The 23294-nt window shown below is 36.0% G+C and carries 22 protein-coding genes, 1 pseudogene and 1 riboswitch; all 23 genes and pseudogenes read left to right on the forward strand.

The annotated features are described in order from the left end of the window. Positions 1-227: 227 nt before the first annotated feature. The 23 genes and pseudogenes from pflB (at position 228) to glgB (ending at position 23266) form a co-directional block, all read left to right on the forward strand. Positions 228-2474 carry a formate C-acetyltransferase gene (pflB, locus tag G7082_RS12000; RefSeq protein WP_166035285.1) on the forward strand — a complete coding sequence of 749 codons (2247 nt, stop codon included), beginning with the start codon at positions 228-230 and terminating at the stop codon, positions 2472-2474. Between the two features lie 71 nt (positions 2475-2545). Further along, complete coding sequence (gene pflA, locus G7082_RS12005) at positions 2546-3307, forward strand: pyruvate formate-lyase-activating protein (protein ID WP_166035286.1); 762 nt, start codon at positions 2546-2548, stop codon at positions 3305-3307. Between the two features lie 46 nt (positions 3308-3353). After that, positions 3354-3457: riboswitch (guanidine-I (ykkC/yxkD leader) on the forward strand. 55 nt (positions 3458-3512) lie between these two features. Further along, positions 3513-3851: a DMT family transporter gene (locus G7082_RS12010; RefSeq protein WP_166035287.1), complete on the forward strand. Its 339-nt coding sequence runs from the start codon at positions 3513-3515 to the stop codon at positions 3849-3851. A 1-nt stretch (position 3852) separates the two neighbouring features. Beyond that, on the forward strand, positions 3853-4167 hold the full coding sequence (locus tag G7082_RS12015; protein ID WP_166035288.1) for a DMT family transporter: 315 nt from the start codon (positions 3853-3855) through the stop codon (positions 4165-4167). 58 nt (positions 4168-4225) lie between these two features. Continuing rightward, complete coding sequence (locus G7082_RS12020; protein ID WP_166035289.1) at positions 4226-4552, forward strand: GNAT family N-acetyltransferase; 327 nt, start codon at positions 4226-4228, stop codon at positions 4550-4552. A 39-nt stretch (positions 4553-4591) separates the two neighbouring features. Further along, positions 4592-4753, forward strand: a complete 162-nt coding sequence (locus tag G7082_RS12025) for a GNAT family N-acetyltransferase (protein WP_166035290.1) — start codon at positions 4592-4594, stop codon at positions 4751-4753. Positions 4754-4852: 99 nt separating this feature from the next. Next, positions 4853-5779 (forward strand): manganese-dependent inorganic pyrophosphatase, encoded by a 927-nt coding sequence (locus tag G7082_RS12030; protein WP_166035291.1) that lies wholly within the window; start codon positions 4853-4855, stop codon positions 5777-5779. 70 nt (positions 5780-5849) lie between these two features. Then, the gene (locus G7082_RS12035) at positions 5850-6800 is read left to right on the forward strand and encodes a DUF1803 domain-containing protein (protein WP_166035292.1); all 951 of its coding nucleotides are present in this window, start codon (positions 5850-5852) and stop codon (positions 6798-6800) included. Positions 6801-6863: 63 nt separating this feature from the next. Next, complete coding sequence (locus G7082_RS12040; RefSeq protein ID WP_166035293.1) at positions 6864-7217, forward strand: thioredoxin family protein; 354 nt, start codon at positions 6864-6866, stop codon at positions 7215-7217. Positions 7218-7219: 2 nt separating this feature from the next. Then, positions 7220-7576 (forward strand): hypothetical protein, encoded by a 357-nt coding sequence (locus G7082_RS12045; RefSeq protein ID WP_166035294.1) that lies wholly within the window; start codon positions 7220-7222, stop codon positions 7574-7576. Positions 7577-7662: 86 nt separating this feature from the next. Beyond that, positions 7663-8571: an RluA family pseudouridine synthase gene (locus G7082_RS12050; protein ID WP_166035295.1), complete on the forward strand. Its 909-nt coding sequence runs from the start codon at positions 7663-7665 to the stop codon at positions 8569-8571. 202 nt (positions 8572-8773) lie between these two features. After that, positions 8774-9313: a bifunctional pyr operon transcriptional regulator/uracil phosphoribosyltransferase PyrR gene (pyrR, locus tag G7082_RS12055; protein ID WP_166035296.1), complete on the forward strand. Its 540-nt coding sequence runs from the start codon at positions 8774-8776 to the stop codon at positions 9311-9313. Between the two features lie 144 nt (positions 9314-9457). Then, complete coding sequence (locus G7082_RS12060; RefSeq protein WP_166035297.1) at positions 9458-10750, forward strand: solute carrier family 23 protein; 1293 nt, start codon at positions 9458-9460, stop codon at positions 10748-10750. Between the two features lie 34 nt (positions 10751-10784). Further along, positions 10785-11711, forward strand: a complete 927-nt coding sequence (locus G7082_RS12065) for an aspartate carbamoyltransferase catalytic subunit (protein ID WP_166035298.1) — start codon at positions 10785-10787, stop codon at positions 11709-11711. A 10-nt stretch (positions 11712-11721) separates the two neighbouring features. Continuing rightward, the gene (locus G7082_RS12070) at positions 11722-13002 is read left to right on the forward strand and encodes a dihydroorotase (RefSeq protein WP_166035299.1); all 1281 of its coding nucleotides are present in this window, start codon (positions 11722-11724) and stop codon (positions 13000-13002) included. Positions 13003-13005: 3 nt separating this feature from the next. Continuing rightward, positions 13006-14079, forward strand: coding sequence for a carbamoyl phosphate synthase small subunit (locus G7082_RS12075; protein ID WP_166035300.1), 1074 nt, complete (start codon positions 13006-13008; stop codon positions 14077-14079). A 1-nt stretch (position 14080) separates the two neighbouring features. Further along, positions 14081-17260 carry a carbamoyl-phosphate synthase large subunit gene (gene carB, locus G7082_RS12080; RefSeq protein WP_166035301.1) on the forward strand — a complete coding sequence of 1060 codons (3180 nt, stop codon included), beginning with the start codon at positions 14081-14083 and terminating at the stop codon, positions 17258-17260. Between the two features lie 24 nt (positions 17261-17284). Further along, complete coding sequence (locus G7082_RS12085) at positions 17285-18064, forward strand: dihydroorotate dehydrogenase electron transfer subunit (protein WP_166035302.1); 780 nt, start codon at positions 17285-17287, stop codon at positions 18062-18064. Further along, the gene (locus G7082_RS12090; RefSeq protein WP_166035303.1) at positions 18061-18981 is read left to right on the forward strand and encodes a dihydroorotate dehydrogenase; all 921 of its coding nucleotides are present in this window, start codon (positions 18061-18063) and stop codon (positions 18979-18981) included. Before G7082_RS12085 ends, G7082_RS12090 begins: the two co-directional genes overlap by 4 nt. Further along, positions 18978-19694: an orotidine-5'-phosphate decarboxylase gene (pyrF, locus tag G7082_RS12095; protein ID WP_166036088.1), complete on the forward strand. Its 717-nt coding sequence runs from the start codon at positions 18978-18980 to the stop codon at positions 19692-19694. The genes G7082_RS12090 and pyrF overlap by 4 nt, the downstream gene beginning before the upstream one ends. Beyond that, positions 19694-20314, forward strand: a complete 621-nt coding sequence (pyrE, locus tag G7082_RS12100; RefSeq protein WP_166035304.1) for an orotate phosphoribosyltransferase — start codon at positions 19694-19696, stop codon at positions 20312-20314. The genes pyrF and pyrE overlap by 1 nt, the downstream gene beginning before the upstream one ends. Before the next feature lie 86 nt (positions 20315-20400). Next, positions 20401-21000: a Type 1 glutamine amidotransferase-like domain-containing protein gene (locus G7082_RS12105; RefSeq protein WP_166035305.1), complete on the forward strand. Its 600-nt coding sequence runs from the start codon at positions 20401-20403 to the stop codon at positions 20998-21000. A gap of 347 nt (positions 21001-21347) precedes the next feature. Next, a pseudogene (gene glgB / locus G7082_RS12110) lies at positions 21348-23266 on the forward strand (1,4-alpha-glucan branching protein GlgB). Positions 23267-23294 lie beyond the last annotated feature (28 nt).

Raw genomic sequence — 23294 nt, forward strand, 5'->3', positions numbered from 1 at the left:
CTCTGTTATAGTACAGAAATAGAATTAATTGATACAGAATTAACAATTGATAATGTGAATGAAAGCCTGTAACAATGGTTTTTAGAAAACTTTTTTAAGAATTTTTAATATTTAACTCTTTTTTTCACTATAACACTTGCATTGAAGTGTTTTTGTGTTATACTGAGCATGTAAAACATAAACGAATTAAAAAACTAAAAACAACAATTTTAAGGAGGCTCTCAATAATGGGACATTGGGATGGATTTAAAGGCGACAAATGGCGTACAAGTGTGGATGTTAGAGATTTTATTCAAAAAAACTACACTGAATACAAAGGTGATGACAGTTTCTTAGAGCCAGCTGCTGAAAGTACTGAAAAATTATGGGAAAGATTACAAGAATTATTCGAAGTACAACACGAAAAAAATGGTGTGTACGATATGGATACAAATATCCCTGCTACAATTACATCACATGAACCAGGTTATTTAATCAAAGAAGAAGAAACAATTGTTGGTTTACAAACTGACGTACCATTGAAACAAGCATTTATGCCTTATGGTGGTATTAATATGGCAAACAACGCATTAGTATCTAATGGATACGAAATGGACGACGAAATGACAAAAATCTTCTCTGATTGGAGAAAAACTCATAACCAAGGTGTATTCGACGCTTATACTCCTGAAATGAGAGCTGCTCGTAAAAATAAAATTATTACAGGTCTTCCAGATGCTTACGGACGTGGACGTATTATCGGTGATTACCGTCGTTTAGCTTTATACGGTATTGATTTCTTAATCGCTGAAAAGAAAAAAGATTTATCTAACGTTGGTAACAAAGTAATGATGGATGACATCATCCGCTTAAGAGAAGAAGTTTCTGAACAAATCAGAGCTTTAGCAGACATTAAAGAAATGGCTACTTATTACGGATTTGATATTTCTGCACCAGCTAAAAATGCTCAAGAAGCGATCCAATGGACTTACTTTGGTTACTTAGCAGCTATTAAATCTCAAAATGGAGCAGCTATGTCAATCGGACGTATCTCAGCCTTCTTAGATATTTATATCCAACGTGACTTAGACAACGGTGTAATCACTGAAAATCAAGCACAAGAAATGATTGATCATTTAATCATGAAATTACGTATGGTTAAATTTGCTCGTACGCCTGAGTACAACCAATTATTCTCTGGTTACCCAATTTGGGCTACTTTATCAATCGCTGGTATGGGTGTTGACGGTCGTTCATTAGTAACTAAGAGTGATTTCCGTATTTTACATACTTTAATCAACATGGGACCATCTCCAGAACCAAACTTAACAGTGTTATATTCTTCTCATTTACCAGAAGGATTCAGAACATTTGCTTCTCATATTGCAAAAGAAAGTTCTTCAATCCAATTTGAAAATGATGATTTATTAAGAGCTAACTGGGGATCAGATGATTGTGCGATTGCTTGTTGTGTGTCTGCAACAGTTATGGGTCACGATATGCAATTCTTCGGCGCACGTGCTAACTTAGCTAAAGCAGTTCTTTATGCTATCAATGGTGGTGTGGACGAAAAAACTAAAGCACAAGTTGGACCTAAATTCCGCCCAATGACAGGTGACACTTTAGATTACAACGAATTTGTAGAACGTTACAAAGACATCATGGATTGGTTAGCAGAATTATATGTTAATACATTAAACGTGATTCACTTCATGCATGATAAATACGCTTATGAAGCACCACAATTAGCCTTCATGGAAACTGAATTAAAACGTACTTTCGCTACAGGTATTGCTGGTATTTCTCATGCAACAGATAGCATGATGGCAATCAAACATGGTAACGTTAAAGTTATCCGCGACGAAGATGGTTTAGCAGTTGATTACGTTCCAGCAAACGAATTCCCAACTTACGGAAATGACAATGCTGAAGCAGATGCATGTGCTAACTGGATTTTAGAATACTTCATGACACAAATTAAACGTCAACATACTTACCGTAACTCAACACCAACAACGTCACTTTTAACAATTACTTCAAACGTTGTTTATGGTAAAGCTACAGGTAATACACCTGACGGACGTCGTGCAGGTAAACCACTTGCTCCAGGAGCTAACCCAAGTTACCAAGATGGTAAATTCTTAGGTGAGAAAAATGGTTTATTAGCATCATTAAATTCAACAGCTAAATTAGAATATACTAACGCTCAAGATGGTATTTCAAATACTCAAACAATCAATCCTAATGGTTTAGGTAAAGATGACGCAACTCGCGTTAACAACTTACGTAACGTTATGGATGGCTACTTTGACAATGGTGGTTACCACTTAAACGTTAACGTCTTTACAACAGATTTATTATTAGATGCTCAAGCGCATCCAGAAAAATATCCAAACTTAACAATTCGTGTATCTGGTTATGCCGTTAAATTCCGCGACCTTTCACCAGAACAACAAGCAGACGTTATTTCAAGAACTGCTCACGACAGAATGTAATTTAAAAAATAAATAATGAAGAGGCGGCTGAAGACTTCGGTCGCCTCTTTTAAAATAAGGGATGGAAAGTTATGACAGAAAAAGTTACTGGAAGAATTCACTCAACTGAAAATTTTGGGACTGTAGATGGACCGGGAGTTCGTTTTATCGTATTTATGCAAGGATGTCGCATGAGATGCGAGTTTTGTCATAATCCGGACACGTGGAAAATCAATGGTGGACGTGAAGTGACAACTGATGAAATTTTAGAAGAAGCGCTGCGTTATAAGAGTTATTGGGGTGAAAAAGGTGGGATTACAATTAGTGGTGGTGAACCACTTTTACAACCTGAATTTATCACTGATTTGTTTAAAAAAGCCAAAGCTCATGGCATCCACACAACCATTGATACTTGTGGTCGACCGTTTACTTATGAGGAACCATTTATTAGTCAATTTGATGAGTTGATGAAATACACAGATTTACTGTTATTTGATATTAAACACATTGACAATGAAGCACATAAAAAATTAACAAAAAATCCAAATGATAATATCTTAGAAATGGCAAAACATTTATCTGATATTAACAAACCAGTTTGGATTAGACACGTCTTAGTCCCATTCAGAAGTGATTATGATGAATATTTAATTCGTTTAGACGCATTTATCAAAACGTTGAATAACGTGGATAAAGTTGAAATTTTACCTTATCACACAATGGGGCGCTACAAGTGGGAAGAGTTAGGGTTAACATATCCTTTAGAAGGAATCGATCCACCTACTCAGGAACGCGTGAAAAATGCACAAGATATCTTGCATATCCAAGATTATACAAAATATCAAACGAGATAGTTGACTTTTGAAATTGAGTTGCTATAATCGAATGATACAAATAGCTAGAAGAACTTACTAGGGTTCCGTAATCAAATTGATTAGACTGGTCCGAGAGTAAGCCCGTAGTAATGATTGCTACGCACACGGAAGGACAAAAGCCTGGGAGAATTTACTCTTCGGGCTTTTTTGTGTGGAACTATTATATTTAGAAGGAGAGATTAGTATGAATCGTAGTTGGTTATTAATTTTAGTCGCAGCAGTATTTGAGGTGATGTGGGTTGTTGGTTTAAAACACGCATCAACTCCACTTGAATGGGGAGGAACAGTTATTGCTATTTTTGTAAGTTTTTATTTAATGATTAAAGCAGGGGAGAAGCTACCTGTTGGAACAGTTTATGCAGTATTCGTTGGACTGGGCACAACAGGAACGATTTTAGTAGATGCTTTTGTCTTTAAACAACCAGTTGGTGCAATGACAGTTGTCTTCTTAGTAATTTTATTAATTGGTGTAATGGGACTTAAATTATCATCTGGTGGTAAAGAAGAAAGTGAGGGGAAATAAAATGGCTTGGATTAGTCTAGTTTTTGCCGGTATTTTTGAAATGCTGGGTGTGAATAGTATCAATCAGTATGTAAGTGAGAAATCAAAGAAAAATTTGATTAAGTTAATTATTATGTTTGGTATGAGTTTCTTACTCCTTTCTTATTCCATCGAAAGTTTACCAATGAGTACAGCTTACGCAGTCTGGACAGGAATTGGGGCATCAGGTGGGGCAATTCTAGGAATTATTTTCTATAAAGAACCAAAAGATCCGAAGCGTTTATTCTTTATCGGTTTAATTCTTTTCGCTGCGGTTGGTTTAAAATTAATTAGTTAATATATGTCCTCCAAAGTTTACTATGGTATGATAATAGGAAAACTAGGAGGCTTTTTTTATGGTAGAAAATGTTAGTTTAGTAAAACCAAGTATGGCTTTTGAAAAAGAAATTTTAGATTATAAAGATGAATTTACGGATTATATCCACGGATCAAGTTCTCTTGTTGAGTTTGAAACGATTAGCGACTGGTTGGAATACTTAAAATTATCAGAAAACAAAGAAACCATTCCGAATAAAAATTTTGTTCCCTGTAAGGAATATATGTTAGTTAACAATGACAGTAAAAAAGTTTTAGGTCTATTAAATTTGAGACTAGAACTTAATGATTATTTAACTAAAATTGGGGGACATATCGGTTATTCGGTTGCACCTTCTGAAAGATGAAAAGGTTATGGTAGTCTGATGTTAAAAGAAGGGTTGAAGTTGGCTAAGGAACACCAAATTACTTCAGTTCTATTGACTTGTGATGATGATAATCTTGGTTCAGCAGGAGTTATTGAAAACAATGGTGCTATCTTGGAGAATAAAGTTTATATTGAAGAAGAAAAAGTTTGGGTAAGAAGATATTGGCTTAAAAATAATTAAGATGGTGATTATCTAAATTTTCTTTCATAAACCTATTAAGATAATTTTTATTTATGCTATAATAAAGGGCAAGATATCGATATTGGAGGAATTATTATTATGTCAAAAGTATTAGTTTTCGGACATCAAAACCCAGATACAGATGCGATTACATCTGCTATTTCATATGCTTACTTACAAAAAAAATTAGGGGTAGACGCTGAAGCCGTTGCTTTAGGAACACCCAATGAAGAAACAGCTTTCGCACTTAATTATTTTAACGTTGAAGCACCTCGCGTGATTGAAACAGCTAAAAACGAAGTGGATAGCGTAATGTTAGTGGATCATAACGAAGTGCAACAAAGTGTTTCTGATATTAAAGAATTAGAAGTTTTAGCCGTTGTGGATCATCACAGAATCGCAAACTTTGAAACAGCGAACCCTTTATACTACAGAGGCGAGCCAGTTGGTTGTACGAACACAATCATCTTAAAATTATATAAAGAACATGGCATTGAAATTCCAAAAAATATTGCTGGTTTAATGCTTTCAGCGATTGTTTCTGATTCATTATTATTCAAATCACCAACATGTACAGAAGAAGACGTAAAAGCAGCGAAAGAATTAGCTGACATTGCTGACGTGGACGTGAATGTTTACGGTTTAGATATGTTAAAAGCAGGTACTAACCTGGCTGATAAAACTGCCTTACAATTGATTGATGCAGATGCTAAATCATTCCCAATGGGTGGCAAAAACTTACGTATTGGTCAAGTGAATACAGTAGATGTTAACGATGTATTATCTCGTCAAGCAGAACTTGAAGCTGAAATGGCTAAACAAAATGAATTGAATGGTTTTGATATGTTTGTCTTAGTTGTTACAAACATTTTAGAAAGTGATTCAGTTGTTCTTGTGGTTGGAGAGCCTAAAGAAAAAGTAGAAACAGCTTTCGGTGTTAAATTAGAAAACAACACGGCAGTACTTAGTGGTGTGGTTTCACGTAAAAAACAAGTGGTACCTCCATTAACAAACGCATTTAACTAAAAAAGTGAAAGATCAAAACAAAAGATTTTCTGACTTTTGTTTTGATCTTTTTTTGAAAGGAGGATTATCGTTGTTAATTAAATTAAACAATGAGCCTTTTGATGTTGAAAAGCATCAATTGATGATGTTGCCAATTTTTGAAGAGATACTTGACTATTTATTGACGCATCAAAATCAAGAAGTGACATTACGGGAAATTAAAAGAAATATTTCTGAAACAACCAACATGGATCATTTGATTGATGAAATGATAAAGGATGGATTCGTTTCACGACATCATGGGCGTTATGAATACGCAGGGAATTTCATTTCAGCTGATGAACAGGGTAATTTAATTAATCAAGTGCATCGTTTTTTAGAAAATATAGAAATTAACTCATTAAAAGAAGAGTTAAATAATAAACCAGCAGAAGAACGTTATCTGTCTGTGTTGCACCAACTCTTTAAAAATGGCACATCGTCTGACTTAACGGTTTATGAAACAACTGAAAACGCCAAGAGATGGCTAAAACTCCCAACGAGGTACACAGAGGTTACTGGTAAAAAAGCAACATTCTTTTCTTTTGGAACGTACCAACCTTATTATTCAAATAACCTATCTGATTATTTTAATTATTTGAAATTAAATCACAATGATTTGCCAGATGAATTTCTATCAATTAGAAAAAGAATTGGTGACGTTAATCCTAGTTACTTTATCAATTATTGTGAACGTAAACTGCGAAGACTGGAAAAAGGTAAAGAAGCAGCAGTCAACAAAGCTGATATTTTCATGGAAACTTTATATGAGATGGATTACTTAAAAGTTGAACAGGAAAAATATCTGTTTAATCTGACTCGGTTACCATTGAATTTTGAGTTACCTAGTCTTGTGGGTCTGAGAGATAAACTAAAAAATAAGTTGCAAGATATTTCTTGTGATGAAAAAGAAGTTGATTTTATGATCTCTTGTCTTGTTTTAGAGTGGTTAGTCGATCAAAATTTAATTCACGACTTCAAAAAATATCACGGTGTGCTATAATGAAACATATAGTTTGGCATGGATTCATTCGTTTTATATAATGCTTGTAAGAGGAGTGAAGAGATGTTTAAAAAAATAGAATCTATCGAAGAAATACGAAAGATAATCGCTTCAAATGAATTTACTTTTGTTTATTTTACTCAACCAAATTGTAGTGTTTGTCATGGATTGAAACCGCAAGTTGAGAGTAAATTGAAAGAATTTGAACATGAGATGACGTTTATCGAGGTCGATGCAGTAGAAGTTCCTCAAGTTTCTGGTGAATTTGCAGTGATGACAGCACCGGTTATTTTATTATTTGTTGAGGGAAAAGAATATATGAGAAAAGCGCGCTTTATTCCAGTTCAAGAATTATATCATGATGTAAAGAAAATCATCGAAGGAATGACGTCTGCCAGATCAATCGAGAGGGTGTAAAAATGAAGAAATTTATTTCAATTCTAATATTTGTGGTGATACTAGCAGGTGGAGGTTACTTTGTTTATAATGAATTTATGCGAACAAAAGCACCAGATACAGTCGCAACAGATACAGGTAAAATCACGGTTGATGAGATTAACAAAGAAGAGATTGAAAAACTTGATAAAGAAACACAAGAGTTAGCAAAAAAATATAAATACATGGAAAACTTCACGTCATTTGATGAACTAGATGGTTTGAAACAAGAAGATGGTAGTTATAAAATTGAGAAATACCCAGATGAAAAATTATTTTTAAAAGCTGCTTCAAAACAAAAAGACGGCGGAATTGTTGGTGTCTTTGATGTAAAAGATTAGAATCTAACCAAAATGTTAGGTTCTTTTTTCTTTTTCACGTAAAACTGTGATAGAATAGGTAGGAATTAGACTTAAGGAGCGAATAAATGGAATTATTAAATTATACAATTACAGATGAAAAAGGAAGATTGGATAAAGTGTTAACAGAAGCTTTTAAGCAATTTTCAAGATCACAGATTCAAGCATGGTTAAAAAGTGAACGCGTTACCGTTAACAACGAAATCGCTAGAGCTAATTATAAAGTAAAAGTGGATGACAAAATCGTAATTGATCGACCTGAACCACAAGTGATTGAAGCAATCGCTCAAGATATTCCTTTAGATATTGTTTATGAAGATGATCAAGTGATGGTCATTAACAAACCTCAAGGTATGGTTGTTCATCCGTCAATGGGACATCCAGATGGCACTTTGGTTAATGCGTTAATGAACCATAGTGATAAACTTTCTACTATTAATGATGTGATTCGACCAGGTATTGTTCACCGTATTGATAAAGATACGTCCGGACTTTTAATGGTTGCTAAAAATGATGAGGCTCATCTTTATTTGGCGGATCAATTAAAAGAAAGAAAAGCTTTAAGAAAATATGTAGCCCTTGTTCACGGTGTGATTCCTCATGAAAAAGGTTCAATTAATGCACCAATTGGTCGTAGTAAAGAAAATCGTCAGAAACAAGCCGTAGTTAAAGATGGTAAACCAGCGATTACGCATTTTGAAGTCTTAGAACGTTTCGAAAAGTTCACTTTAGTGGAGTGCCAATTAGAGACGGGTAGAACCCATCAAATTCGTGTTCATATGGATTACATTGGTTTCCAAATTGCTGGAGATCCATTATATGGACCTAAGAAAAGCTTAAAAGGAAATGGTCAGTTCCTACATGCGAGAACATTAGGTTTTGAGCACCCAACAAGTCATGAATTAATGACCTTTGAGAGTGAGCTACCAGAAATTTTTGTAGAAACTTTAGAAGAATTACGCAAAAACATTGATTAATCTGTCATTTTAAGGTATTATTACTTTAATAAATAAATAGAGATCCTTTAAGAGTAGTCCAGAGAGGCTAAGAAGGAATTAAGTTAACTTTAGACGGGTATGCTGTACCTTGAAGTAAGTTAATTAATTTAAGTAGACAAATTCCCTCTTATTCTTTCATGGATAAGAGTTTTTTTATTGGATTTTTTTAGGAGGAAGCTAAGTGTTTGAAAATGAAATTGTTGATAAAATGACAATGAGTAGAGCTTTAACACGTATTACTTATGAAATTATTGAACGTCATAAAGGAATTGACGATATCGTTTTAGTAGGGATTAAAACAAGAGGGATTCACTTAGCGAGAAGAATTGCAGAACGTTTAAAACAACTTGAAGGAGTTGAAGTTCCTGTTGGTGAATTAGATATTACACTATACAGAGACGATAATCACGAAGCTAAAAAAGAAGAACCAACGATTAACGCATCAAACGTTCCATTTGCTCTTGAAAACAAAGAAGTCATTTTAGTGGATGATGTGATTTTTACAGGGAGAACGATTCGTGCAGCACTTGATGCGATTATGGATATTGGTCGTCCGGATAAAATTTCGTTAGCTGTCTTAGTGGATCGTGGACACAGAGAGTTACCGATTCGCGCTGATTATGTGGGAAAAAACATTCCAACTGCAAAATCAGAGCAAATTATTGTAGCCGTTGAAGAAGTTGAAGGATCAGATAGAATTTTAATCAGAAAAAATAAATAAGCTTTTTAATCAAGTCCAGAGAGACTAGGAAAAGCGCAAATAGATACTTTAGAGGAGTTAGTGAATTCTTTTATTGTCTGTTTCCGTACGCCTCGTTTCTAACTATAGATACGAGGCTTTTTTAATACAAAGGAGAAGAAAAAAATGAGTAAAGAATTTAGAAATCCAGATGTTGTTTTAGATATACATGATAAGCCAAGCGGTATTAAGTGGGTAGGACTTAGTTTGCAGCATCTCTTCACCATGTTTGGGGCAACGGTCTTAGTACCAATTTTAGTCGGAATTAACCCAGGAATCGCCCTTTTCAGTTCAGGGCTTGGGACTTTAGTTTACCTGTTTGTCACGAAAGGGAAAATACCGGCTTACTTAGGAAGTAGTTTTGCCTTTATCGCAGCCATGCAAATGTTAATGAAGGATGCAGGTTATCCGGCAATTGCGCTAGGAGCCTTAACAACAGGTTTAGTTTACTTGATTGTTTCCATGATTGTTAAAAAAGCAGGGTCAGCTTGGTTAGACCGCTTATTACCACCAATCGTGGTTGGTCCAGTCGTAATGGTTATCGGACTAGGTTTAGCAGCGAATGCCGCCAATCAAGCCATGTTTGAAAATTTAGGAACGCCAGAACAACTTTATAATGTGAAATACATTGCAGTGGCACTTATTACGTTAGTTCTAACAATTATCTTCAACATGTATTTAAAAGGTTTCTTAGGCTTAATTCCAATCTTACTAGGAATTGTTTGTGGGTACATCGTAGCTCTAATCTTCGGAATTGTGGACACTCAACCAATTAAAGACGCAGCATGGTTTGCCGTACCAAACTTCCAAGTACCTTTTGTTACTTATCCACCTAAATTATATATTACAGCGATCGTGACTATGGCGCCAATCGCTTTTGTAACCATGACAGAGCACATCGGTCACTTAATGGTCCTTAACAAATTAACAAAACGTAACTTCTATGAAAATCCAGGCCTACATAAAACATTGATGGGTGACGGGTTAGCACAAATTGTGGCTGGACTTGTGGGTGGACCTCCTGTAACAAGTTACGGTGAAAACATCGGTGTCTTAGCTATTACACGAGTACACAGCGTCTTCGTTATCGGAGGAGCAGCAACTTTAGCAATGATCTTAGGATTTGTTGGTAAATTAACAGCGATTATCCAAAGTATCCCTGGACCAGTTATTGCTGGAATTAGCTTCATCTTGTTCGGAGTGATTGCTTCAAGCGGATTAAAAATATTAATTGACAACAACATTGATTTTAATCAAAAACGTAACTTATTAATCGCCTCAGTCATCTTAGTTATCGGCATTGGTGGTTTAACATTCCAAGCAGGAACAGTAGCAGTCTCAGGTATGGCTCTAGCAACTTTATTTGGAATCATCATGAACGTGGTCTTACCACAACAAGCTAAAAGCGAAACAGAATAATCAACCCCAAACTTAATTAATAGGAGGAAAACACATGATAGTGACATCGGAAAAAATTAGTTTAAAACATCTTTTAACAGCAGAATCATTGAGTGATCAAGAAGTAATGGGCTTGATTCAACGCGCTCAACAATTTAAACAAGGTGACAGATCACAATTAAATGAACAACAATTTTTTACAGCGAATTTATTTTTTGAAAATAGCACAAGAACGCATAAAAGTTTTGAAGTAGCTGAAAAAAAATTAGGTATCGATGTGATCGAGTTTGATGCCAAAACAAGTTCTGTCTCAAAAGGTGAGTCTTTATATGACACAGTCTTGACCATGTCAGCTATCGGTGTTCACGCCTGCGTCATTAGACATTGGGAAGAAAATTATTATAACGAGTTAATTGAAAGTAAAACAATTACGACCTCAATCATTAATGGAGGTGACGGTAGTGGGAATCATCCGACACAGTGTTTACTTGATTTACTGACTATCTATGAAGAGTTTGGTGATTTTGAGAATTTGGACATTGCGATTTGTGGGGATTTAACCCATTCAAGAGTTGCTAATTCAAACATGAAGATGTTGAAACGACTTGGCGCTAATCTGTTCTTCTGTGGTCCTGCTGAGTGGTATAACAAAAAATACGAAGCTTACGGCGAGTTTATCACGATTGATGAAGCTATCCAAAAAGTCGATGTGATGATGATGTTAAGAGTTCAACATGAACGTCATGAAGAAGGCCACGCTTTTTCAAAAGAGAATTATCACCGTGATTACGGATTGACAAATGAGAGAGCTAAACAAATGAAAGAAAAAGCAATTATCATGCATCCAGCACCAGTTAATAGAGATGTTGAGTTGGCAGATGAATTAGTAGAATCATATCAATCACGGATTACTCAACAAATGAGTAATGGTGTTTTTATGAGAATGGCGATTTTAGAAGCTATATTACACGGGAAAGCATAGGAGGAGAATCATGAAAACATTAATTAAAAATGGCTATATTGTGACAAAGGATAATAAATTAAACCAAGTCGATATTTGGCTAGAAGATTCTAAAATTAAAGCAATCGGTCAACTTGAAAAAGAAGGAATTGACTTTGATGAAGTAATAGACGCTAAGGCAGGTTTAATTACACCAGGATTAGTTGATGTTCATGTCCATTTTAGAGAACCAGGATTTGAGTACAAAGAAACCATCGAAACAGGAAGTGCTTCAGCAGCAAAAGGTGGTTTCACAACAGTTTGTGCCATGCCTAACCTTAACCCAGTACCCGATACAAAAGAAAAACTAAAAGATATTAACGAACGCATTGAAAAAGATAGCAGTGTGAAGATTTTACAATACGCACCAATCACTAAAGAATTAAACAGTGAAGAACTAGTTGATTTCAAAGCTTTGAAAGAAGAAAAAGCGTTTGCCTTCACCAATGACGGTGTTGGGGTTCAAACGGCAGGTGTGATGTATCAAGCCATGAAAGAAGCAGCGAACATCGATATGGCAATTGTTGCTCACACAGAAGACGAGTCCTTATTGTTTGGTGGCGTGATGCACAAAGGTGAAGTTTCCGAAAAACTTGGTTTACCAGGGATTATGAGTGCCACAGAATCCTCTCAAATTGCAAGAGATGTTTTACTTGCTAAAGAGACAGGCGTTCACTACCATGTTTGCCACGTGTCAACAAAAGAAAGTGTTGAAGTGATTAGACAGGCTAAAAAACACGGTGTACATGTGACTTGCGAAGTTTGTCCTCATCATTTAATTATGAAAGATACAGACATCACAGAAGACAATGGCCGATTCAAAATGAATCCACCACTTAGAGCAAGTGATGATCAACAGGCATTAATTGATGGTTTATTAGATGGCACGATTGATTGTATCGCAACAGATCATGCGCCGCACAGTCATGAAGAAAAGAACCAAAGTATGCTACATTCGCCATTTGGCATTATCGGAAGTGAAACAGCCTTCCAACTTATGTATACCCACTTTGTTAAAACAGGTAGATTCACCTTAGAGCAAGTGGTTAATTGGATGACGAAAGTTCCTTCTGAGATTTTCGGATTAGAAACAGGGACATTAAACATTGGTTCTCAAGCAGACATGGCAATTTTTGACTTACAAAAACAAGTCGAAATACCAGAAGAATTTGTTTCAAAATCAAACAATACACCATTTATTGGTGAACAAGTAATTGGAGAAACTATTTATACCTTCGTAGATGGAAAAGTAGTTTGGCATAGAGGAGAGTAAGAGATGAAACGATTGTTGATATTAGAAGATGGTACATGTTTTGAAGGTGTTGGTTTTGGCGCACCAGGAATTGGTACAGGAGAAGTTGTATTTACAACGGGGATGAGCGGCTACCAAGAAGTCTTAACTGACCCAAGTTTTAAAGGGCAAATGATCATGTTTACCTACCCAACAATCGGAAATTATGGCATTAATCGAGATGATTTTGAATCAATGGAGCCATCATGTAACGGGATTATCGTAAAAGACTATGCCCGCGTTGCTTCTAACTGGCGCAGTCAAATGACCTTAGATGAATTTTTGAAAAATAAAAAAATACCGGGAATTGCTGGTATTGATACACGTGCTTTAACACGTAAATTAAGAGAATGTGGCACGATCAAAGGAAGTATCATAGATGTGGTTGATGATATTGAGCATGAGTACGATCAATTAAAAGCGACAGTGTTACCTAATAATCAAGTTCATGAAGTTTCAACAACGAAGGCTTATCATATTCCTGGAACTGGAAAAAATGTTGTCGTGGTTGACTTTGGTATGAAACAAAGTATTTTAAGAGAGCTTGTCTCAAGAAAATGTGGTGTGACAGTTGTTCCTTATCATTACTCAGCAGAACAGATTTTAGCTCTTGCTCCTGATGGGGTGATGTTATCTAACGGACCGGGAGATCCAAAAGATGTCATGGAAGCCAGTCAAATGATTTTAGGCATCCAAGGTCAAGTACCAATCTTTGGTATTTGCTTAGGTCATCAACTGTTAAGTCTTTCAAACGGTGCAGATACATTTAAATTAAGATATGGGCATCGTGGTAGTAATCATCCGGTGAAGGAAATTGCCTCTAACCAAGTGTACTTTACCTCACAAAATCACGGTTACGCGGTTTCAAGAGATAGTTTAGACACAACGGATTTAATGCTAACACATATTGAAATCAATGATGGAACAGTTGAAGGAATTAAACATAAAAAATACCCATCATTCTCAGTTCAATTCCATCCAGATGCGGCACCTGGTCCACATGACGCGGTCTCACTGTTTGATGAATTTGTAGAATTAATGGATACTTGGGGGAAATAAGATGCCAAAAAGAACAGATATTAAAAAGATACTTGTTATCGGATCAGGTCCAATCATTATTGGACAAGCTGCAGAATTTGATTATGCGGGAACACAAGCCTGTTTGGCACTTAGAGAAGAAGGATATGAAGTTATCTTAATCAACTCTAACCCAGCTACTATTATGACAGACAAAGAGATTGCTGATAAAGTTTACATTGAACCAATTACCTTGGAATTTGTAGCTAAAGTATTAAGAAAAGAAAGACCAGATGCGATTCTACCAACGTTAGGTGGGCAAACAGGTTTAAACATGGCCATCACTTTATCTGAAAGTGGCATCTTAGATGAATTAAATATCGAATTATTGGGAACAAAATTAAGCGCCATTGATCAAGCAGAAGACCGAGACTTATTTAAACAATTGATGGAAGAATTAGGCGAGCCAATTCCTGAGAGTGCCATTGTAAATACAGTGGAAGAAGCATTGGATTTTGCTAAAGAAATTGGTTATCCGTTAATCGTACGACCTGCCTTCACATTAGGTGGAACGGGTGGTGGGATGTGTGACGATGAAGAATCGTTAATCGAGATCACTAAAAACGGTTTGCATCTTTCTCCAGCGACACAGTGCTTAATTGAAAAAAGTATCGCAGGCTACAAAGAAATTGAGTATGAAGTCATGAGAGATTCAAATGATAATGCGATTGTGGTGTGTCACATGGAAAACTTTGACCCTGTTGGAATTCATACGGGAGACTCCATTGTTTTTGCTCCATGTCAAACATTATCAGATGTGGAAATCCAGTTATTAAGAGATGCCTCACTAAAAATTATCAAAGCTTTAAAAATCGAAGGTGGCTGTAACGTTCAACTAGCACTTGATCCACATAGCTACCAATACTACGTGATTGAAGTAAACCCTCGTGTGAGTCGCTCCTCAGCTTTAGCAAGTAAAGCTACAGGGATTCCAATTGCTAAATTGGCGGCAAAAATCGCAGTAGGATTAACATTAGATGAAGTGAAAAACCCAGTGACAGAAACAACTTACGCGATGTTTGAACCAGCACTAGACTATGTGGTAACGAAAATTCCAAGATGGGCTTTTGATAAGTTTGAAAAAGGAAATCGCAAGTTAAGTACCCAAATGAAAGCCACAGGAGAGGTCATGTCTTTAGGTCGTACGATTGAAGAATCACTTCTTAAAGCGGTACGCTCACTTGAAATAGGCGCTTATCATATTGAATTAGATGAGTTAAAACCACTAACAGATGACGAAATTACTTATGGCATGATTCACGCTCAAGATGATCGTTTGTTCTACGTATCAGAAGCCATTAGAAGAGGCTTTACAATTTATGAAATCGCTGATTTTACTAAGATAGATGTGTTCTTCTTAGATAAATTACTACATATTATCGAAGTAGAAAAAATGGTGATTGAAAATCCTAAAGATGATGAGCTTTTAAAACAAGCAAAAGAATTAGGTTTCTCTGATAACTACTTAGCCCAAAAATGGGAAATCAAAACTAAAGATGTTTATGACAGAAGAAAAGCTCTGAATCTCTTCCCGGTTTACAAAATGGTCGACACGTGTGCCGCAGAGTTTGCTTCAAAAACACCTTATTTCTACGGAACCTATGAAACTGAAAACGAGAGCTTGAAGTCAGATAAAGAATCAATCATCGTACTAGGTTCAGGACCAATTAGAATTGGACAAGGGGTTGAGTTTGACTACGCGACAGTTCACTCAGTGAGAGCGATTCAAGACGCAGGATACGAAGCGATTATTATGAATAGTAATCCTGAAACAGTCTCAACTGACTTCTCCATCTCAGATAAACTATATTTTGAACCATTGACGATTGAAGACGTGATGCACGTTATCGAACTAGAACAACCAAAAGGCGTGATTGTACAATTCGGCGGACAAACAGCCATCAACTTGGCTGAAAGCTTAACAGAGCACGGCGTAAAAATAATTGGAACAACGATTGAAGATTTAGACCGAGCAGAAAACAGAGATAAATTTGAACAGGCTTTACAAGAATTAGGCATTCCTCAACCGGAAGGCGCGACGGCTACTAATCCAGCTGATGCCATCAAAATTGCAGAGAGAATCGGTTACCCAGTCTTAGTTCGCCCAAGTTATGTATTAGGTGGACGTGCTATGGAGATTGTCTGGAGCACCAAAGATTTAGAGCGCTACATGAAAGAAGCGGTAAAAGCTTCACCAGAGCATCCAGTCTTAGTCGATCGTTACTTAGTGGGAACAGAGTGTGAAGTGGATGCCATCTGTGACGGTGAAAATGTTTTACTTCCAGGTATCATGGAACATATTGAGCGAGCTGGTGTCCATTCAGGAGATTCTATGGCGGTGTATCCACCACAAAATCTATCTGAAGAAGTGCTTGAAAAAATTGTTTCTTACACACGTAAATTAGCTTTAGGACTAAACTGTAAAGGCATGATGAATGTTCAGTTTATCGCCCAAGATTCAGAAGTGTACGTGATTGAAGTTAATCCAAGAGCAAGTCGTACGGTACCATTCTTAAGTAAAGTAACAGGAATTCAAATGGCTCAAGTAGCGACCAAATGTATCTTAGGTCAAACATTAAAAGAACTAGGATTTGAAGATGGGCTTTATAAGTCGTCTGAGTTAGTCCACGTGAAAGCACCAGTCTTCTCATTTGCTAAATTACAAGAAGTAGATACACAACTTGGACCTGAGATGAAATCAACAGGTGAAGTAATGGGAACGGATCGAACGCTTGAAAAAGCATTGTACAAAGCCTTTGAAGCAAGTGGCATGCACTTACCTAATTATGGATCAGTGTTATTCACAGTTTCAGATGAAACAAAAGAAGAAGCGTTAGAACTTGCCAAACGATTTAACGACATTGGGTACGGTTTAGTCGCAACTGAAGGGACAGGAGAATTTTTCAGAAGTCATGGTTTAGAAGTCAAAGTGGTCTCTAAATTAGATCAAAAAAATCAAGTCAATGTGTTAGACATGATTCGCTTAGGACAAACGCAACTAGTCATTAATACAACTGGTAATGAATCACAACCAAAATCAGACGGCTTCAAAATTAGACGAGTTTCGGTTGAAAATGGTGTGCCGTTAATGACCTCATTAGATACAGCAGATGCCATTTTAAAAGTGTTAGAAGATCGTAACTTTTCAGCGATTGCATTATAAAAGAATAAATAAAGGAGAGGGATTATGAAACAAGAAATGATGCTTATTGAGAGCCAGATTGAGTTGGCACCAAGAATATTTGAGTTAACATTGAAAGGAGAACTGGTGGAACAGATGGAAACATCTGGCCAGTTCGTCCACATTCGTGTCCCTCGTTCTGATTTATTATTAAGAAGACCGATTAGTTTAGCCGAAGTAAATCATGAAGAGTCAACATGTAAAGTCATTTACCGAGTAGACGGTTGTGGAACTAGAGCGATCAGTGAATTAGTTAAAGGTCAAGAAATAGATGTTTTAGGACCTTTAGGAAACGGCTTTACCACAGACTTTGTAAAAGAAGACGATGTGATCTTTGTTGTAGGTGGAGGAATTGGTGTACCACCTCTTTATGAATTAGGTAAACGATTGAAAGATAAAAAAGCTAAATTAGTTTTTCTCCAAGGATTTGGTACAAAAGACGCAATTTTTTATGAAAAAGAGTTTTCTGAATTAGGTATGCTAATGATTGCGACAGATGATGGCTCTTACGGATATAAAGGTCACACCGGACATTTGATTGAAAAAGCATTAAAAATTTACCCTAATCCAACAGGCGTTTTTGCTTGTGGTCCTACAGGATTACTTAGAGCCGTTGAAGGAGCATTCAGTGATCATCCTCATGTGTATCTCTCAATGGAAGAAAGAATGGCTTGCGGTGTGGGTGCTTGTTATGCTTGCGTGTGTCAATCGAAGGAAGATCCTACTGTTAATAAAAAAGTGTGTGATGAAGGTCCAGTCTTTAAGTCAGGAGAAGTGATTATATGAGTCGATTAAGTGTGAAATTACCAGGGTTAGATTTAAAGAATCCGATTATTCCAGCAAGTGGCTGTTTTGGATTTGGTGACGAGTATAGTAAGTACTATGACTTAAGTCTTTTAGGTTCAATTATGGTGAAAGCAACAACGTTAGAAAAACGTTACGGCAATCCAACACCACGCGTGGCAGAAACCCCAAGTGGGATGTTAAATGCGATTGGACTTCAAAATCCTGGTTTAGAAACAGTGATGACCAATCAATTACCATCTCTTGAAAAATATGATTTACCAATTATTGCCAATGTCGCAGGTTCTTCAGAAGCCGAATATGTCGCTGTCTGTGCCAAAATTGGTGACGCCCCTAATGTGAAAGCAATCGAGTTAAACATCTCTTGCCCGAACGTAAAAGAAGGAGGCATCGCTTTTGGTACGAGTGCTGAAGTCGCAGCGAGTTTAACACGTGCCGTCAAAAAAGTTGCCAAAGTTCCAGTTTATATTAAATTATCACCTAACGTAACGAACATCGTCCCAATCGCAAAAGCCGTGGAAGAAGCTGGTGCAGACGGCATCACAATGATTAACACACTTTTAGGCATGAGAATTGATTTAAACACAAGAAAACCTGTACTAGCTAATGGAACAGGCGGTTTATCAGGACCTGGAATTAAACCAGTTGCTATTCGAATGATTAATGAAGTCACACGAGCGGTGGATATTCCGGTTATCGGTATGGGTGGCGTAAGTTGTGTGGATGATGTGATTGAGATGTTCTTAGCCGGCGCAAGTGCTGTGGGTGTTGGAACAATGAACTTTACAGATCCTTATATTTGCCCTAAACTGATTGATGAATTACCAAAACGCATGGATGAATTAGGAATTGAAAGCCTAGAAGCGTTAATTAAAGAAGTGAAGGAGTCACGTAAATAATGAATCGACCAATTATAGCTTTAGACTTTCCAAGTAAAGTAGAAGTATTTGAATTTTTGAACCAATTTCCAGCAGAGGAAAAATTATTCGTCAAAGTGGGTATGGAATTATTTTATAAAGAAGGACCAAGCATCGTTAGTGAATTAACTGAATTGGGACATGATGTTTTCTTAGATTTAAAACTACACGATATTCCAAATACTGTAAAATCAGCGATGAAAAATATCGCATCATTAGGTGTAGCGATTACTAACGTTCACGCTGCAGGTGGTCGAGAGATGATGACCGCTGCTTTAGAAGGACTTAAAGAAGGTACACAAACAGGTAAAGACGTGCCTAAATTAATCGCTGTGACACAATTAACTTCAACCAGTGAGGAACAAATGCAGTCAGATCAATTAATTAAGGTGAGTTTAGAAGAAAGTGTCGCTCATTATGCTAAAATGACAGAATTATCAGGGCTTGACGGTGTGGTTTGTTCAGCCTTAGAAGTAAGTGCTATTAGAGAAAAGACAAGTGAGAACTTTATTTGCTTAACTCCAGGAATTAGACCAAGCAATAGTGAAAAAGGAGATCAAAAACGTGTCATGACTCCAAGTGAAGCTAAAGCAATTGGTTCAAGTTATATTGTAGTCGGAAGACCGATTACTCAATCAGAAACGCCTTATGAGAGTTACGTACAGATTAAAAATGAATGGAACGGTGAAAAATAATGAAACAAATCGCAGAGCAATTACTAGAAATTAAAGCAGTGGCACTTAGTCCAAACGATCCTTTTACATGGGCAAGTGGTTTAAAGAGCCCGATTTATTGTGATAACCGTTTAACGATGAGTTTTCCAAAAGTTCGCCGTGACGTGGCACAAGGATTAGCAAAAAAAATCAAAGAAACGTATCCAGACGTTGAAGTCATTGCAGGAACAGCAACAGCTGGTATTCCTCATGCGGCTTGGGTAGCTGAGATTTTAGATTTACCAATGGTTTACATCCGCGGAAAAGCAAAAGATCATGGTAAAAAGAACCAGATTGAGGGTCAAATTTCTGAAGGTCAAAAAATGGTCGTTGTGGAAGATTTAATCTCAACAGGAGGAAGTGTACTTGAAGCCTGTGAAGCTGCTGAAAACGAAGGAGCTAACGTTTTAGGAGTTGCTGCTATTTTCACTTATGAATTGCCAAAAGGCATCGAAAATTTTGAAAATGCCAAAACATCATTTGTTACCTTAACGAACTACAGTGAATTAATCGAAGTAGCAACAGAAAAAGACTATATTACAGAAGCTGATGCTGTTTTACTTAAGAAATGGAAAAAAAATCCAGCAGAGTGGAATAAATAAAGAATCGAAACAACAAGGAGATGATATTTCTTTGTTGTTTTTTTGATATTCTCTTCAAATTAACGTAGAATTTAGAAAAGAAGGGTGTGAGAAATCTGGATAGACAATTAGTTTTAATTTCAGGTGGTGGATTTTCAACTGAAACAGAGGCGTATATTGATAGCTTTGCTTTAAACTTGTGTCCTAAAAAAGAAAAAAAGACCTTAGTTTTTATTCCTACTGCAAGTCATGATGCGATTAACTATATTGAAAAATTTCATCATACCTTTAGAGAACACGATACGTATCACTTAACAAAGGATGAGTTAAAAAATGTAGAATTACTTGAAACAGCTGATCTCATTTATATCGGTGGCGGGAACACTCACTATATGCTAGATACTTGGCGGGAGACAGGTTTTGATCAGAGGTTAATAAAAATGTATGAGAAAGGCAAAGTGATTGTAGGGATAAGCGCAGGGGCAGTTTGTTGGTTCACAGATGTTTTTGAAAATAATCAGAGTTTTAAAGGATTAGGCATATTAAAAGGTAGCTTATGTCCTCATTATGAAAGTAATGAAAAGGAAAGTATTCTGTATAATGAGTGGGAAAGTCAATCCTCAGATATCATTCATTACAAACTAAGCAACAATGAAAACTTACATATCATCAATGAGAGAATTATCTCAAAAATTACCGTTTTATAGATTTTTCAAATAATTAAAATTCAATGAGATATTAAATAACAAGAATAAAAACAAGGTAATCATTTTAATCGATTATCTTGTTTTTATTTTTTATAAGTTCAAAAAAAGAGGGGGCTTAATTGTTAGTTAACTTCAAAAATATGTTCATTTAATAAAAATAAGATTATAAAAACATTTTCATTTTAAATAATAACTCTGTTAATAAAAAAAGTTATATTAAATGAATAAAATTTTAATAATAAAGAACTAACGTCATTTATTTGTGGTATTATATAAGTATAAACAATATAAATTAACTCTTTTTATTTGTTTGTATTAACGTGTTGGAAAGGGTGATGATTTAATTTATGAAAGTAACCGAAGTGCCAATTTTTCACGAAGGATCTCTAAGTGAAAAAAAATCATTTTTAACAGGTGAAAATTTTAAAAGTCAAGACGTTTTAGGTATTCATCAAGTGATTAAAAATGACGAAGTATATTATGTTTTTCGTGTATGGGCACCAAATGCTTTAGAAGTTTATCTGGTAGGTGATTTTAATGATTGGCAAGATACAGCGCCAATGACTAGAGATGAAGAGACAGGAATTTGGGAGATTACGACAAACACACCTCAACAAATGGATTTGTATAAATACCACATTACACAAAATAATGGTCGTCAAATCATGAAAATTGACCCTTTTGCTAAGAAATTTGAAAAAAGACCTGGAAATGCTGCAGTTGTTTATACACAAGCAGACAAGAAATGGAAAGACGGTTTATTCAAAGGACGTAATAAGAGAGTCAAACATCATAAGAGACCGCTGAATATATACGAAGTACATGCAAGTTCATTTAAACACCACGCTAATGGAGAACCATATGGCTTTAAAGAACTGAAAGATGAGTTGATTCCTTACCTCGTAAAGATGAATTATACTCATGTTGAATTTATGCCTTTAATGGAACATCCTTTAGATCAATCATGGGATATCAATTAATAGGCTATTTTGCGTTGTGTTCTTATTATGGCACACCAGAAGAATTCCAAGATTTTGTGGAAGCTTGTCATTTAAATAATATTGGTGTCATTGTGGATTGGGTACCAGGACATTTCTGCGTGAATGATGATGCTCTTGCTTATTATGACGGCACACCTCAGTTTGAGTACACCGAAGAAGATCGGGCGAAAAATGTTCGTTGGGGTTCAATTAACTTTGATTTAGGAAAACCAGAAGTTCAAAGCTTTTTGATTTCTAGTATCCTTTATTGGATTGAAAATTTCCACATTGACGGCATACGTGTGGATGCGGTATCTAGTATGATTTATCGTAATTATGACGATGGTCCGTTCACTTTAAATCATGAAGGTGGTACGAGTAACTTAGAAGGCTGTCATTTTCTAAAAAAACTAAATGCGGTGATAAAACATACTCATCCAGAAGTGATGATGATTGCTGAGGAAAGCTCATCGGAAACTAAAATTACAGGGAGTATAGAAACATCTCTAGGCTTTGATTATAAGTGGAACATGGGCTGGATGAACGACATTTTACGTTTTTACGAGATGGATCCATATTTTAGAAAAGATAATTTCAATTTAATGACCTTCTCCTTTATGTACATGATGGAAGAGAGATTTATTTTACCTTTATCACATGATGAAGTGGTTCATGGTAAAAAGAGCTTAATGCATAAAATGTGGGGTGACCGCTACAAGCAGTTTGCTCAGTTAAGAAATCTATATACTTACTTAATCACTCACCCGGGGAAAAAATTACTGTTTATGGGCAGTGAATGGGGTCAGTTTTTAGAATGGAAGTTCAATGAGCAATTAGAATGGATTGATTTAGAAGATGAGATGAATCAGCAGATGCAGCATTTTACTTCTGATTTAAATCAACTATATAAAGACTCAGGCTCTCTTTGGGAATTAGAGGATGAGCAAGAAACCATTCAGATTATCGATGCTGATAATAAAGATCAAACAGTGTTGTCCTACATCAGGCAAGGAAAGAAAAAGAAAGATTTTATGATCGTTGTCTTAAATATGACACCAGTTGAAAGAAAAGACTTTGAAATTGAAGTTCCTTTTAAGGGAACATATACAGAAGTTTGGAATACGGAAATGAAGGAATACGGTGGAACGTGGGAAGTCCACAATAGTTATTGTGAAACGATTAACAAAAAAGATAGCCGATTTGATTTTGCAGTAAAAACAATTGTGCCAGCGCTTGGGGCAATTATTTTAAAACCAAAAGACATTAAAATTACTCGAAAAAAATAGACAATCGGGAGGAGGACGATGAAGGAAG

This window comes from Vagococcus hydrophili (assembly GCF_011304195.1).
In the GTDB taxonomy this organism is placed as follows: domain Bacteria; phylum Bacillota; class Bacilli; order Lactobacillales; family Vagococcaceae; genus Vagococcus; species Vagococcus hydrophili.

Excerpts from the sequence above, each read along its gene's own strand:
- pflB (WP_166035285.1), top strand. The coding sequence starts at position 228 with ATGGGACATTGGGATGGATTTAAAGGCGACAAATGGCGTACAAGTGTG.
- pflA (WP_166035286.1), top strand. The coding sequence starts at position 2,546 with ATGACAGAAAAAGTTACTGGAAGAATTCACTCAACTGAAAATTTTGGG.
- G7082_RS12010 (WP_166035287.1), top strand. The coding sequence starts at position 3,513 with ATGAATCGTAGTTGGTTATTAATTTTAGTCGCAGCAGTATTTGAGGTG.
- G7082_RS12015 (WP_166035288.1), top strand. The coding sequence starts at position 3,853 with ATGGCTTGGATTAGTCTAGTTTTTGCCGGTATTTTTGAAATGCTGGGT.
- G7082_RS12020 (WP_166035289.1), top strand. The coding sequence starts at position 4,226 with ATGGTAGAAAATGTTAGTTTAGTAAAACCAAGTATGGCTTTTGAAAAA.
- G7082_RS12030 (WP_166035291.1), top strand. The coding sequence starts at position 4,853 with ATGTCAAAAGTATTAGTTTTCGGACATCAAAACCCAGATACAGATGCG.
- G7082_RS12040 (WP_166035293.1), top strand. The coding sequence starts at position 6,864 with ATGTTTAAAAAAATAGAATCTATCGAAGAAATACGAAAGATAATCGCT.
- G7082_RS12045 (WP_166035294.1), top strand. The coding sequence starts at position 7,220 with ATGAAGAAATTTATTTCAATTCTAATATTTGTGGTGATACTAGCAGGT.
- G7082_RS12050 (WP_166035295.1), top strand. The coding sequence starts at position 7,663 with ATGGAATTATTAAATTATACAATTACAGATGAAAAAGGAAGATTGGAT.
- G7082_RS12060 (WP_166035297.1), top strand. The coding sequence starts at position 9,458 with ATGAGTAAAGAATTTAGAAATCCAGATGTTGTTTTAGATATACATGAT.
- G7082_RS12065 (WP_166035298.1), top strand. The coding sequence starts at position 10,785 with ATGATAGTGACATCGGAAAAAATTAGTTTAAAACATCTTTTAACAGCA.
- G7082_RS12070 (WP_166035299.1), top strand. The coding sequence starts at position 11,722 with ATGAAAACATTAATTAAAAATGGCTATATTGTGACAAAGGATAATAAA.
- G7082_RS12075 (WP_166035300.1), top strand. The coding sequence starts at position 13,006 with ATGAAACGATTGTTGATATTAGAAGATGGTACATGTTTTGAAGGTGTT.
- carB (WP_166035301.1), top strand. The coding sequence starts at position 14,081 with ATGCCAAAAAGAACAGATATTAAAAAGATACTTGTTATCGGATCAGGT.
- G7082_RS12085 (WP_166035302.1), top strand. The coding sequence starts at position 17,285 with ATGAAACAAGAAATGATGCTTATTGAGAGCCAGATTGAGTTGGCACCA.
- G7082_RS12090 (WP_166035303.1), top strand. The coding sequence starts at position 18,061 with ATGAGTCGATTAAGTGTGAAATTACCAGGGTTAGATTTAAAGAATCCG.
- pyrE (WP_166035304.1), top strand. The coding sequence starts at position 19,694 with ATGAAACAAATCGCAGAGCAATTACTAGAAATTAAAGCAGTGGCACTT.